Genomic DNA, 14,420 nt, shown 5'->3' on the forward strand with positions numbered 1-14,420 from the left:
GGTAGTCATGCCCTTGGCGTACAGACTCAGAATCTTGTCGTCCATCGACGTGAAGCGAGTCTGCTGCTTTTTGACTAACTTCGGTTCAAAGCTGCCATCCCGATCCCGTGGCGCATCAATTTCGAATCGCCCATCTTCGGTACGTAAGGTCTTGCTGGAGTAGCCATTGCGGCTGTTATCAGAGGGACGTTTACCATGCCTGTCGTAACCCAGATGCTCATCCAGTTCGGCATTGAGGGCCGTTTCAACAGTGACTTTGGTTAGCATCCGCCGGAAGTCATTGAGATCACTTTCAGTTTTGATGCTTTTAGCCGCTTCGCGAGCGAAGGCTTCGAGTTGTTTCTTGTCCATGTTGCCTATCCTTAGCCATTACTGGCTCTATGATAGGCAGTTACACAATTCTATGTACAGGGTCTATGGAGCCCAAAATTGTCTATCAGGATTCTTGACACCGTTTTACATGTTAAACATTTCTTCGATCGTCTCAATATTTTTGTTTAAGTAAGAAATCCCCCTATGTAGATGAAGCTTGAAATATAGTTTCATATTTTCTTCATTAGCTTCTATGCCATCATTCTGTAATCTTGTTTTCAGTAAAGCCCAATATACTTCATGGTATTCACCAGCAAAAGTCTGCCATGTCATTTCAACACTACTATCAGTCACTATATCTTCATAGGGGGGAATTGAGTTTTCCTTTAAAGATAGGCAATAAGCCCAACGACACAGATGGTTCCATTGTCTAATCCCAGTCTTAACCTTTAATCGAGAAAGTTGACTTCTACCTTTTTCAGAGACGTAAACTGTTTCAATCATTTTTAAAAATAACCTTCGGTAATTATCGACGTCTGTTGGCTTTCGTTATATTGAATGTGGTATTCCTTACCAATATATTCTTTCAAATCATCATGGTATGCTTGGTCGATCTCCTGGTCTGTAGACAGCAAGATAAGTTGGTGACTAGCATTAGGAAAATAATTATTAACAAGCTGCTGCCGGTGCCTGGAATCTAAACGCCCTAATGGTGTATCAATAATAGAAGGTAAAGGGCGCCCTGAAGCTTTAGCAAGCCCCCAAAGAATTGATATAGCAAGTATCTGACGCTCCCCAGCACTGAGGCGGCTAGGAGGGATAACATTCATCTCAGAATCTAGCAATGTTAATTTGAACGTTTCTAGATCAATGGTGATTTTTTTAATTAAATCGCCTTTCCGCAGTAGGCTGATAAAACTCTCTAATATTAACGACTCTAGGTGTTTTATATGCTTTTCAACCATAGCGCGATGGAATCGCGCCAGAATATTTTGAACACTGCCAATATTATTGCCAATACGTTCTTGAAGTTCAGCTTCAAAAATATTGCTATTCGAATTGAGTTTTATATTCGCAAGGCGAATTTCAGCAGTATCAATTTGATTTGTCAATTTGTTGATCTGATCGGTAAAAATACTATGCTTAGCCTTCTCTTGTAACAGCAGCTCTTCATATTCCGCTATCTGTTGCTGATAGCTCTGCAACGTGGCTCCTTCTGGGATTGATGCTATCTGGCGTTCTGCATTTAGTAGCTTTTCTTTGAGTTCTGACGTTTCATTGCAGAGTTTTGTTGTTGCGCTATCCACTTCATCAAAAGCACTGCCAGTTAAGCCATCAAACGCTGACACAGGAATGTTCAAGTAAAAACTATCAGGAATTTTAGCCTGCCGCTGTTCAATATCTGCAGCTAATTTAGCTTTAAGCAAATCTAAAGTTTGCTTTGCAGTACCGGATTGCTGCATGTAGGTTATGAGTTCAGTATCTCTCTGTTGCAGCTTATCCAGAAGTAGCTTTGTTTCAAAACCTTCTTCTTCAGCCATAGCTTGCTGATATGTCTGTTGCAATAAATCGCGCACTAGCCCTAATGGAGCAATTTCTTCAGCACGTTTTCGTAATGAAGATTCTTTTTGTTCTAAATCGCTTTGTATACTGGCTAAGTTATTTTCTAATACTTCTCTCTGGTCATATAAATCACCACCTGCTTGACGGTAGCTGCTTCTGACACCTTTGATGCAAGCATTTAAACTATCAATTTGTGATGATGTGCTACTGATGTCTTGTAGCAACCCCTCATTACGGATTTTAAGCTCAGCCAGTTTATTCTCTTGCTCAGTGACAGCGGCTGCATCATCGTTGTTAGGACGCGCTTTTTCTTTCTTAAGTCCAGCTCGTAACAGGGCACTCAAATCAGTTCCCAGTTTATCCACGATATCTAGACCTAGCAGTGATGTAATACCTGTTCTGATTAGAGCTGCGGAACCTTCAGGGTCGGCCAAAGCTTCTATTTTCTCACCATCAAAGAAGAATAATCCCGAAATACTTAAAGGTAAGAATTCATTGACGTATTCATACCATTGTTCGGTCATAACAGGATCAACTACCTGATTATGGGTCACCTCCATATCTTCTTTGATAGCTTTTCCAGTAGAACGCCAGTAACGTTTTACTTGAAAAGTATTTAGCTCTCCATCGATATAAGTAGAGAATTTTAGCTCTAGTGCGGCTCCCTCTTCTGGTGAAATATGCCTATTGATAGTTTGACCTAAATAATCATGGTACGACAAATTACCTCTGTTCGAGCACCGTGCAAACTTACCATACAGTGTCAACTGTAGCGCATCTAAGAATGTCGTTTTTCCCCCTCCATTGAGGCCGCCAAAAAGTATGATCGGTTTTCTCTCTGACTTTGAATTAAGGTCGATAATATGACGACCTTTGTAGATGCCAAAGTTATGAATAATGAGTTGTTCAAATATCATGATTTGGCTTCTTCAAATAATTCGTCTTGTTCACGATCTGTTGCAAAAATACGGCTATCAAGGCTATCACTATCTAAACTGTCTATCGCATTTTTCCGACGACGAGCATAATCTTCTGCTTGGGATTCAGTGATAAACGCAGCCTTGTTCAGAGCATCACGCATTTCATTAAAAAGTTTTGAGCGACGAACCATCGCCCTGTTTTGATGCTCGATGTGCAATAGCTCACGAGTCAGTTGATATAACACACCTTCATCATCACCTTCTTCTTTGCAAAGATCTTGGAGTAATTTAAGGTCTTCAACTTTAAAGCTCTGACGTTCATCGATTGCTTTTCCAGGATATGGCGAACCAGTGGCCTCTTGATAAATCTTAGGTAATGAATCTTCTATCTCATGTTTTTCTGCGACCCAAATCCGGCGAATTTCTTCTAACTCATCAAGTTCAATCAATCTGAAGTTTTTTGCTTCTTCAGGTGCGAGATCGATAACTGCTTCTTGCGCTTCAAGTAATGCAGCAAGCATATTTTCACGGTGCTGTTGACGATATGGCCCATGCACTAGTTTGTCTTTGTAGAAAGTTAAAGCACCATTCATTCTTCGGAAGTCACGATCTTCACGTTTTTCATTTTTAATGCTTAGCCACTGATTGCGGAAATCCAAGATGGGTAACATCCATTCTTTTTCATCATCATTCTGAATCATGGCTTTCATAGATTTATCTTCATCTACCATGGTACAAACGAAACAGCCAAATCGGCTATCGCCGCAGCTGGGGGTAGACGTATCAACCACTAATGGACATTCGCCATCCTCTGTTGCTCCGCTATACATGCTTAACAAATCAGTATTGCGGTAACCCCAAGGGTTTTTAACTTGGGTAAGATACTGCCATACATCATCATTTTGCCAAGCGGCAATTGGTGTATAGACCCAGGCCCTATCCAGATCTTTATTGCTACTCAATAACTCTCGAGTACTTTTCTCTTGATACTTAGACATATTGGCCGAACGCAGTGAACTTTCAGCTTTACGAGTCCCCAGTACTAATATGGCTTCACCATTTTGTTTGACTACATTGTTGATAAAGTTATTAGAAGGGTTGATCTTTAAACGACTTGTACACCACCGAAACTTCGGTCTTGGGGCCGGATAACCCCGGCCTAACAAATTAACCCAGAACCTATCTTGCAGCTCTGGCGCTAAACGGTGAGGGCGAATTGGGAAACCCTCTTGCTCTGCATCGACAACACTTTTCATCTTGGATAGTGAGTTTTCTACCCATAAGGCAACAATTGGATTTTCTACCAATGTGTCTGTACTAATTACGTGAACAGGCTTATGCCACTGTGAAGACTTTAAACCCAAAAGTGCGTTCCAAACAAGTTGTAAAGTAGCTGTAGAATCTTTACCGCCAGAATAACCAATTACCCATGGGATCTCGTCACTAAGATATAAATCCTGCGTTTGCTTGATAGTTTCCGCGATAGTTTCTTGAAAGCCTTTTTCTTTGAACGCTGTTTTACGCTCTTTGGCATTACTACTTGCCATTCTCGCCTCGTTTAAATGCATCTTCTGCACGCTGCTCATCCGGCGTTAACATAAGACCTAACTCTGTTTTAAATAAATTCGTTGTGAGCAAGACATTAGATGAGGATTTTTGCATGCGTCCACCCAGCATACAGCGACCCTCCCAGGTATGGCTGTTGGAGCGCTTCCAATTAAAGCCTTTAAGTTTTTTGATTGTCGCGCTCTGTTCTTTTTCAGGAAGCTGAACAATCTTATTTCCAAGGTGTCCTAAGGCTTGTAAAACAATGGCTTGACTATGTACGTAGCTCTGCCGAACTTCACCAGAGGTAATTTGCCCCTCTTGAACTTGATTCCATTCCTGGATGCAATTATTAACTTCGTTCCAATATCTAACGCAAATATCAATTGCTTCATCTAAGTCATTTTGTAAACCAGCCAATATAGCCAGGTTTGCTGAGTGAATAGCACTCAATGTGAAAAGCTTTCTAGACCTTGGAGAAAGAGAAGTTTTCTCCATTTCAACAATATCTTTAAAAGCATTTGATTGATTAACAACCTGTTTAGTTATTTGTGCCTTGTCATCCCTGTGGTCATATAAAATGCCTATAGAAGGACTTGTTCTTATAGCGTACCTATTCAGATCAGCGAACATCTGCTGACAACGCTCGAGCCCCCTATCGATAAAAAAAACAACAGAGATTGTTTCATCCCCTAGCTCAGGTCGTTTTTTAAGAGCTTCGTTAATTGCCGCTCGTCGATGTTGGCCATCGTTAATGATGAACTGGGAGCTCATGTCGATTTTTAACCTACCGACTCGGCTCGCATCTCCCCCGTCACCTAGTGGAACAAATTGTACCCGCCCGTCAATGGATGCAGTTAATGAACTGAAAACATAATCCTCTGCATTTTCAGTCAGGTAATTTGCCATTTCAGGCACTCTGGCCTCATTAAGAGTGCGTTGAGCTCTTAGTTCAGGAACCAACTCTTCATCATCGAATATGAATATTTTGGAGATTAGTCGAAGCGGGCACATTGAGACATAATATTCTCGGCCAGCTTGTATACCTCTGATTGCGGGAAATATATATTCGAATGACGCATCCATCTTGTTTGTTCCCCTGCATATATGTTTGTTTGATAACATACAAACATATATGATAACTACTTACACAACCTCTCTCAACACGTATACCGAAATATATCTATGAGCGTTTATTTAGACTGTAATGCAACGACACCACTAGAGCCTCAGGTAATTGATATTATGAGGCAATACACTGAATATGATTTCGCAAATGCAGGCTCTAGAACGCATGAATTTGGCAACATTGCCAAGTCTGCAGTTGAGAAGGCTCGCGAGCAGGTAGGTATGGTAGTAGATACAGACAAGAGTGATGTCATATTCACAAGTGGAGCTACAGAAGCAAACAATTTAGCGATACTTGGTTTAGAGATGTATGCAAATAGCGAAGATCGACGGCATATAATTACTTCTGCCATAGAGCATAAAGCTGTTCTAGAACCTATAGAGGTTCTTGCTAGCAGAGGTTTTGAGATCACTCTATTACAACCTAACGAGAGTGGTGTGATTAGCCCCTACGATCTAGCCAAAACCCTTACTGACAAGACAGTATTAGTTAGCTTAATGCAGGCAAATAACGAAACAGGCGTGATTCAACCCTTGGAGGAGTATGCCTCTGTTCTTGAAGGGCACGAAGCATATTTCCATGTTGATGCAGCGCAAGGCTATGGTAAAGAGATTACGGCTCTTTTAAATAGAAGAATTGATCTGATCAGCTGTTGTGCTCATAAGCTATATGGCCCGAAAGGAATAGGAGCCCTAATTACTCGAAGACGAAAATACAAGCGGCCACCTATTGAGCCTCTAATGTATGGTGGAGGGCAAGAACGAGGATTAAGACCTGGAACTTTACCAGTGCATCAAATAGCAGGTTTTGGTAAAGCAGCAGAACTGGCAATTCAGAATCATACTGAACGTAAAGATGCTTGCCTGAAAATAAAACAAAAAGCTCTACTAGCTTTGGGTAGCCTACCTATTAAGTATCATGGGACTTCCAATGCTTTAGCATCAACCTTAAATTTCTCTATCGATGGAGTAAATTCAGAGGCCGCAATTATTGCATTAAAGGGTATCGCAGCAGTTTCAAATGGGAGTGCTTGTACGTCTTCTTCATACACTCCTAGCCATGTCCTTCAAGCTATGCGGCTGAGTGATAGTGAGATTGAAGGTGCGTTAAGACTCTCTTGGTGCCATATGACAGACTTTATACCATGGGATGACATAGCCAGGGTTTTGGATTCACTGCGCTAAGAAGTAAAGTTCAAACGCACTTTATTTGGTAACCGATTCTTCTTCGGTTATAAGGGTTTCGTGTGTGTTGAAGCCCGTCACGGTTTCATTCGTTCATTGCACGTGACGCCCGCGAATCGGTCAGAGGTGAAGGAGTTTGAAAACGCCATTAATCGGACCGGTTCGGTTGACTGTGTCCTCGCCGATAAAGGGTATGCCTCGAAATCGAATCGAGATTGGTTGAAAGATTGCGGTATCACGGACGGCATTATGATCAAGGTGACCCAGGGGAAACCGCTGGATGACTTAGACAAGCAACTCAACAGGCTGATCAGTAAAGCTCGGTATAAGGTTGAGCGCTGCTTTGGAACGCTCAAACAGCGCTTCGGATTCAGTCGATCACGGTACCGTACTTTGGCAAGGGTTGAATCTGAACTCTACTGGAAAGCGATGTGCTTTAACTTACTCAAAGCAGAGCGGCTGTCACGTGCTTGATATGGCGTTCGTGTCCCCAAAAGGTAGGAAATGGCGTTAAAAACGACGATAAATGGCAGATTTTGAGTCTCTTGGCACATCAATCCGACCACTTTATATCAATTAGTGGCAGCTTTCAGAGATTTACTGAAGTTGTACAGGACCCTTAACACTTAGCGTGCTTTCTGCCTATGCTAAGAAAATACCTGGGCAGGTTAGCAGTCTTTCAATTGCCCACGTGTGTTAATCTGGTTGAAGCTTTCCCTCAACCCGCGTTAGCTTTAACTGAGCCGTATCGGCTATCGCGGTTCGTAAAGGTAAAACCCCCTGCAACTGATCAATTACCCGAGCGGCAGTGAGCCGGTAACCGGTGAGCTTTCCTCCCAGTATCGAGACAAATCGTGGGTTCTTCGGATCATTGACTGAAATAACGGTTTCCCGGGGCCGGTTAAATGGCGAAGAGGAGGCCTGAGGCAAGACCCTCAGCCCTGCCCAGGCGTTCAACACCCTGGCATCATGATCGGGGAAGTAGTGCTGATAAATTGATTGCAGATAATCGATCGATGCCTGGTTGGGAATAAGCTTATCCGGATCGCCTGAGTAGGGCGTTTCGGTAGTGCCAATCAGGGTGCGATCTTTCCAGGGCAGGATAAAAACACCTCTGTGGTCGGTGGCTGATTCGACATAGTAAGCAGCCGTTAAACCGTTATCCGGACACTCTATATGGGTGCCTTCGATACATTCAAAAGGGTAATCGGGCAGGGGAGGCGTAGTCCGGTCGCCCATGCTGATACCCCATGCCCCCATGGCGTTAACGATGGCCAGGCATTTGATATTTTTGACAACGTCACCAACCTGATACCCGACCCTGCAGTGATCCTCGAAGATCTCCGCCGAGGTAAACCTGGCTGGACAGCAAAGCTCGGCACCAAGTTGACAGGCGGAGTGCATCACCGCCCGGGTTAGTGCCGCATCATCGGTCTGGGCATCGGAATAGGAAAACACCGCTTTCAGCCCCCGGGTCTGCAACCCGGGCAGGTTGCTCCAGTCAGAACGGGATAGGCAGGCTGATAAGGGAGCCTTTGAAAAACCGGTTAGCAGATCATAGGTCCATAAACCAAAACGAACACTGAGGGGGTTGCGTGATGAGTTGTGATAGAGGGGGATATAGAAGGTCTGACGATGGATCAGATCGGGTGCCAGTTTCAGTAGCAGTTCCCGTTCCCTGAGGTTTTTGCGCACCAGATGGATCTGTCCACTTTCGATGTAACGCAGTCCTCCATGGATCAGCTTGGTTGAACAGCTCGAGGTACCCGCCGCCAGCGCGGTTTTCTCCAGTAACAGCACCTGGTAACCTGCCGCAGCCGCCGCCTGTGCCACTCCTACACCGTGGATGCCACCTCCGACTATGACCAGTTCAGTCTCTTCCATATGCCCCCCGGTGACCGCCCGCTTTACTTATTGAGTATAGTCGCACCTTCCCTGGTAAAGTCTAACGGTAAGGAGCAAGCATAATTTGAGCCAGGGTTTCAGCAGCGCGGGGCCGCTGCTATCGCAAGATTGTTCCGGAGGGATTGATTACAGACTCAACGCGTCACATCAGGCGGCGCAAGTCATCTTCGTTGGCCTTTTATCTAACCCGCTATTGCACCTCTGATCCCCTCAATCAGCATCTGTACCCCGATCACCGCCAGAATGAGTCCCATCAGACGGGAGATAACCTTGATCGCATTCTGGCCTAAATATAGCGCCAGCCACTGCCCACCTATAAAGGCGATGAAGGTCAGGCAGCACATCGCAGCAAAGGCAATCAATACCCGGGAGATCTCTCCTATCGTGGATTGCGCGGCAAAATTCATCGCGGTGGCAATGGTTCCGGGACCGGCAAGAATCGGGATGCCCAGGGGGGGTTATCGAAATATCCACCGATGAATCGACGCTTTTTTCATTATCACTGCTGCTGGGTGTGTGGATACTGGAGTGCTCTCCCTGCAACATGTGATAACCGATTAATGCGATCATGATACCGCCGGCGATTCTGAAGGCGGGCAGGGTGATACCAAACATAGCGAAGATCTGTCGCCCACCGATGGCAAAAACCGCAACGATCAGAAACGCTACTATGACCGAGCGCAACGCAATTAAACGGCGAGTACGGTTATCAAAATCATCCGTCAGGCCAATAAACAGCGAGGAGTTGGCAACAGGGTTCATAATGGCAAAAAAGGCCATAAAAACGGTTAGAAAATGCACCGTTGTATTGTCCATTCTGATATGTGTCCTTTTAGCAATAGCTACGATTTACCAGAGTGTATGGCAGATTGGATGTTGATTGTAACAATATCGTCGGCAGCAAATAACCACCGGGTGATTTTGTCTTATGTCGGCCGGGTGGAAAATTAATGGTAAATCAATGGCTCAGATCAACATGTGCCGGAGGGTCCTCGGATATAGTGGCCGTCAAAAATAAGAAAGTCACCGGGTCGTCAGTCAGTATCGACAGACCGATTCTTATATTTTTATCGAGGCTAAGATTATGACAACACAAGCGTTTTTTGTACCTAATGTATCGCTGATGGGGGCGGGGTGTTTTAACAGTTTGCCTGAACGTGTCAGGATGCTTGGTGGTAGCAAGCCACTGGTGGTGGCAGATAAGGGGATGACCTCTCTGGGGTATACTGCCCGCCTGACTGAGTTGCTGGGCAGCGAGGGGATCCCGAGTGTCGTTTATGACGATACCGTGCCAAACCCGACCGATGATAACGTTGCTGAGGGGCTTGCCGTTTATCTTGAACAGGGGTGCGATATGCTGATCTCTCTCGGCGGGGGCAGCGCCCATGACTGTTGCAAAGGGATCGGCCTGGTAGCCTCCAGCGGCGGTTCAATCCATGACTATGAAGGGGTGGATCAGGCAAAGGCTCCGCTGCCGCCCTATATTGCGGTGAACACCACTGCGGGAACCGCCAGCGAGATGACCCGCTTTACCATCATCACCAATACCGCCAATCACGTGAAGATGGCGATTGTTGACTGGCGGGTTACTCCGGATGTCGCCATCAATGATCCTGAGCTGATGGTTGATATGCCGCCAGCGCTGACCGCGGCAACCGGAATGGATGCCCTGACCCATGCCGTTGAAGCCTATGTTTCCACAGCGGCTACACCGATTACTGATGCCTGTGCCCTGCAGGCGATCCGTCTGATCGGACAATACCTGCGTAAAGCGGTTGCCCGGGGCGATGATATGGTCGCCCGGGACAAGATGGCTTATGCCGAATACCTGGCGGGGATGGCGTTTAACAATGCCAGCCTGGGGTATGTGCATGCGATGGCTCATCAGTTGGGAGGTTTCTACAACCTGCCGCACGGTGTGTGTAACGCTTTGCTGCTGCCCCATGTCTGCCGGGTCAACATGATCGCCGCGACTGAGCGGTTTGCCGATATTGCCGATGCTCTGGGTGAAGTCACTGAAGGTTTGTCTGAACGTGATGCTGCCTTGCTGGCGATCGATTCGATTGAAACACTGGGCTATGATGTGGGTATTCCGCGTACGCTGTCTGAGCTCGGAGTCAAAGAGGACGATATTGAAACCATGGTGGCAAATGCGCAGAAAGATGTCTGTCGCCTGACCAATCCCCGCACCCTGAAAGATGCAGAAGTTGCCGCGATCTATCGTGCAGCACTATAGGTATTCTGGGCTTTAATCGTTTTTAGTCGCTGACCCGCAAGTCATCCGTCAGCAGCATAAACGCCGGCGCGTAAAGCTCCGGTGTTTTACTTCGCAAATCTTTACACAACATTACATTAGCGGGTCTTTTGCCTGCACAGTGATAGTCGATAAAATAGGTTGTGAGTAGAGCCGTTGTGGTTGATTAAAATAACCCGTTTTTAATGACCTGCCGATAATATGCTGGCCAGCTCACCCGAAAATTCCGGGTGAAAAGGCCGCTGCGTATCTGCCAAATGACAAGCGATGGAATTTTTGATTACACCCTAAAAGGATACCATAATGAAACCGATTAAGACCCTCTTTGCCCTGTTATTGGTGTTACTGACAGGCGTGTGGCTGTTTGCCGATACACTGATTCCGGAGCCGTTCAGTTATTTCGCTTTTCGCGCTGTATTCATACAGTACACGGGTGTCATTGCAATCGGGGTGATGAGTATGGCGATGTTGCTCGCGCTTCGCCTTAAATGGCTGGAACGTTACCTGGACGGTCTGGACAAGAGTTATCGTCTGCACAAATGGTTAGGCATTACAGCGCTGGTGACCTCTGTGGTTCACTGGTGGATGGCACAGGGGAGTAAGTGGATGGTAGGCTGGGGCTGGCTTGAGAAGCCTGTCCGGGGTCCCCGACCTGAGGAAACCCTTGGATTTATTGAGGGGCTGTTGCGTAGCCAGCGGGGCTTTGCTGAGTCGGTGGGGGAGTGGGCGTTTTATGCGGCTGCAGTGCTGATGGTGCTTGCACTGATTAAACGTTTTCCCTATCACCTGTTTGTAAATACCCATCAACTGATCTCTATTGCGTATCTGGTTCTGGCATACCACTCTGTTGTGCTGCTTAAGTTTGAATACTGGTTGCAGCCGGTGGGTATACTGATGGCGGCAATGCTGGCAGGCGGTTCAGTCGCGGCAGTTCTGGCACTGACCGGGCGTATAGGTAAAGGGAGGAAAGTGCAGGGAAGGATTGATCATCTCAGCCACTATGATGGTCTGCGAGTGCTTGAAAGTGAGGTAGTGCTTGACGAAGGCTGGCAGGGGCATGCTGCCGGACAGTTCGCTTTTGTGACCTCAAATCCCCAGGAGGGAGCACATCCCTACACCATTGCTTCGGCCTGGAACCCTGCTGACCCGCGCATCGTTTTTATTACCAAAGCACTGGGAGACCATACCGGACGTTTAAGGGATCAGCTGAAAACCGGTATGCCGGTCACCGTCGAGGGGCCTTATGGCTGTTTCGATTTTACCGATGCGCCACCGCGCCAGATCTGGATTGGTGCAGGCATCGGTATTACCCCCTTTATCGCCCGGATGAAAGAGCTGGCGAAGATACCCGGAGATAAACCGATAGATCTGTTTCATCCGACCGCAGATTTTGATCAGAATGCAATCGACAAACTCACTGCGGATGCGGCAGCAGCCGGAGTGACTCTGCACCTGCTGGTCAGTGGCAAAGAGGGGCGTCTGGACTGTAACCGAATTTGCAGCACAATACCGCAATGGAGTGCTGCAAGCGTCTGGTTCTGCGGGCCTGCGGCGTTTGGTCAGTCACTGCGTAAAGCGTTTATCGCTAAGGGAATGGCCGCCAGACACTTTCATCAGGAGCTGTTTCAGATGCGCTAACCCGGCTAGTTTTCCCCCTGACCGGCGGACAGGGGGAACGCTTACGGCTGCTGCCGGTTGAGCAGGATCAGCGAAGTGATGGATAAACGGTGATATTTTACGCTTCAAGGTTTACTCCCGGCAGACTCTTGATTATCCTGCGCCGCCTGAAGTCACCTCTGGCCCATTAATCTCATTTTGTCCTAAATGATTATTTTTACCGGCAATTACTGAACGCACCTGTTCTTTTCATTAACCCGGCCTAAGCTTACAGACAGTGTAAAAACCTGTTAAATACGTCTGCCACTCAGCGAGATACACCCCGATGACAAACGATGACAAGAGTGTCCATGCTCATGATGAAGATTTTCTATCCCCCGGTGATCGCCGCGATCCTGATTATAAGGATCGTGCAGAACCCGAAGGGGCGCCGGTAACTGGTCTGCGATTGGCTGGCTTGCTAGGCGGACCGGTTGTGGCGGCGATCATTCTGATGATCTCAGCCCCAGCCGGTATGCCGCCGGAGGCCTGGCGTCTGGTAGCGATGGCTTCCTGGATGGTGATCTGGTGGCTGAGTGAGGCGGTGCCTATTCCTGCCACGGCTTTGCTGCCTATCGTGCTGATGCCGTTGCTGGAGATTGATAAGATTAAACCGGTGGCGGCTAATTATGGCCATCCTCTGATCTTCCTGTTTCTCGGTGGGTTTCTGTTGGCGGCGGCGATGCAGCATGTGGGGTTACACCGGCGTATCGCATTGCAAATTGTCAGCCGGGTGGGGACATCGCCTGCCAGAATCATTCTTGGCTTTATGCTGGCAACAGCCTTTCTGTCGATGTGGATCTCTAACACTGCCACCACAATCATGATGTTCGCAGTGGGTCTGTCGGTGATCGACTTTGTTGCTAAGCAGACTGACGATAAGGCTGTGGTGCGTAATTTCGGTGTTGCCCTGATGCTGGCGATCGCTTATAGCGCTTCGATTGGAGGCGTGGGCACATTGATCGGTACACCGCCGAACGCACTGCTGGCGAGCTTTCTGCAAAGCAACTACAACATCGAGATCAGTTTTTTCAACTGGATGCTGCTCGGCGTGCCCGTCGTTGTCATTATGTTGCCGATCACCTGGTTGCTGCTGACGCGGCTGTTGTTCCCCTCTCATCAGATCGCGATTGATGATCCGAGTGTTGTCGTGCAGCGGGAACTGGCTGCGCTGGGAATCATGTCCCGGGGTGAAAAACTGGTTGCGGTTGTGTTCCTGAGCGCGGCTATAGGCTGGATTTTCCGCAAATTTATTGTTGATCTGACGGGCTTACCGCTGGATGACACCATGATTGCACTGCTGGCTGCGCTGGTCTTGTTTGCCGTGCCAATCTCCCGTACGAGAGGGGAGTTTGCACTTGACTGGGAAGCCGCGCGCAACGTGCCCTGGGGCGTACTGTTGCTGTTCGGCGGTGGTCTGGCGCTGGCTGGGGGCTTTAAAGGCACCGGTCTGGCGGAATGGATCGGTAACGCTGTTGCCGGTGTTGATGTCAGTACTCTGGTGCTGATACTGCTGGTGACCGTGGCTATCGTCTATCTGACCGAGATCACCTCAAATACCGCATCAACGGCGACTTTCCTGCCGATACTGGCGGCGGTGGCTGTCGGTCTGGGGTTAGACCCGGTATTGCTCTGTGTCCCGGTGGCGCTGGGGGCTTCGATGGCGTTTATGATGCCGGTTGCCACGCCGCCCAATGCGATAGTGTTCTCCTACGAGTTGATGGAGTTGCGGGATATGGTGCGTGCCGGTTTTCTGCTGAATCTGGTCGCTATCGCCGTCGCTTTCGGGCTCTTCATACTGCTGGCCAATCTGGTTTTTGGCGTCAATATCTGATTCAGTCCCGGCCTGTATTCCCCGCAGGCCGGTGTTTCTCCTCTCTCCGTACTCATCGTCTGCGCTATAGATTTTTTGAACAAATGTTTAAATCCCATCTACACTCAATAAAGTTGAG

Annotated in this window: 11 protein-coding genes and 2 pseudogenes; 5 read left to right on the forward strand and 8 right to left on the reverse strand. The window is 47.4% G+C overall.

Annotated features, from left to right (window positions below):
- The 5 genes from JW499_RS08750 to dndB all read right to left on the reverse strand — a co-directional run.
- On the reverse strand, positions 1-351 hold a 351-nt coding region (locus tag JW499_RS08750; protein ID WP_205210243.1), incomplete at its 3' end, for a transposase.
- Between the two features lie 105 nt (positions 352-456).
- Entirely contained in the window at positions 457-816 is a 360-nt protein-coding gene (gene dndE / locus JW499_RS08755; protein ID WP_205210244.1) for a DNA sulfur modification protein DndE, read from the reverse strand.
- Positions 817-818: 2 nt separating this feature from the next.
- Positions 819-2,792: a DNA sulfur modification protein DndD gene (dndD, locus tag JW499_RS08760; RefSeq protein ID WP_205210245.1), complete on the reverse strand. Its 1,974-nt coding sequence runs from the start codon at positions 2,790-2,792 to the stop codon at positions 819-821.
- Positions 2,789-4,342: a DNA phosphorothioation system sulfurtransferase DndC gene (gene dndC, locus JW499_RS08765; RefSeq protein WP_205210246.1), complete on the reverse strand. Its 1,554-nt coding sequence runs from the start codon at positions 4,340-4,342 to the stop codon at positions 2,789-2,791. The genes dndD and dndC overlap by 4 nt, the downstream gene beginning before the upstream one ends.
- Entirely contained in the window at positions 4,332-5,426 is a 1,095-nt protein-coding gene (dndB, locus tag JW499_RS08770; protein ID WP_205210247.1) for a DNA sulfur modification protein DndB, read from the reverse strand. Before dndB ends, dndC begins: the two co-directional genes overlap by 11 nt.
- A 99-nt stretch (positions 5,427-5,525) precedes the next feature.
- On the opposite strand from dndB, the gene dndA reads away from it, so the two are divergent.
- Entirely contained in the window at positions 5,526-6,653 is a 1,128-nt protein-coding gene (gene dndA, locus JW499_RS08775; RefSeq protein ID WP_205210248.1) for a cysteine desulfurase DndA, read from the forward strand.
- A 39-nt stretch (positions 6,654-6,692) separates the two neighbouring features.
- A pseudogene (locus JW499_RS08780) lies at positions 6,693-7,127 on the forward strand (transposase); the annotation flags it as partial.
- A 222-nt stretch (positions 7,128-7,349) separates the two neighbouring features.
- On the opposite strand, the gene JW499_RS08785 reads toward JW499_RS08780, so the two are convergent.
- The 3 genes and pseudogenes from JW499_RS08785 to JW499_RS23005 all read right to left on the reverse strand — a co-directional run.
- A complete protein-coding gene (locus tag JW499_RS08785; RefSeq protein WP_205210250.1) occupies positions 7,350-8,537 on the reverse strand; it encodes an FAD-dependent oxidoreductase in 1,188 nt (395 codons plus the stop codon).
- A 203-nt stretch (positions 8,538-8,740) separates the two neighbouring features.
- Complete coding sequence (locus tag JW499_RS22415) at positions 8,741-9,010, reverse strand: MarC family protein (protein WP_269814554.1); 270 nt, start codon at positions 9,008-9,010, stop codon at positions 8,741-8,743.
- A gap of 13 nt (positions 9,011-9,023) precedes the next feature.
- Positions 9,024-9,374: pseudogene (locus JW499_RS23005) on the reverse strand (MarC family protein); the annotation flags it as partial.
- 268 nt (positions 9,375-9,642) lie between these two features.
- Here JW499_RS23005 and JW499_RS08795 point away from each other — a divergent pair.
- From JW499_RS08795 to JW499_RS08805, 3 genes are all read left to right on the forward strand, one after another.
- Positions 9,643-10,794 (forward strand): iron-containing alcohol dehydrogenase, encoded by a 1,152-nt coding sequence (locus JW499_RS08795; RefSeq protein WP_205210252.1) that lies wholly within the window; start codon positions 9,643-9,645, stop codon positions 10,792-10,794.
- Positions 10,795-11,115: 321 nt separating this feature from the next.
- Positions 11,116-12,450 carry a ferredoxin reductase family protein gene (locus tag JW499_RS08800; protein WP_205210253.1) on the forward strand — a complete coding sequence of 445 codons (1,335 nt, stop codon included), beginning with the start codon at positions 11,116-11,118 and terminating at the stop codon, positions 12,448-12,450.
- A gap of 304 nt (positions 12,451-12,754) precedes the next feature.
- Positions 12,755-14,302, forward strand: a complete 1,548-nt coding sequence (locus tag JW499_RS08805) for an SLC13 family permease (RefSeq protein ID WP_205210254.1) — start codon at positions 12,755-12,757, stop codon at positions 14,300-14,302.
- Positions 14,303-14,420 lie beyond the last annotated feature (118 nt).

It is taken from the genome of Amphritea pacifica (assembly GCF_016924145.1).
Taxonomy (GTDB): domain Bacteria; phylum Pseudomonadota; class Gammaproteobacteria; order Pseudomonadales; family Balneatricaceae; genus Amphritea; species Amphritea pacifica.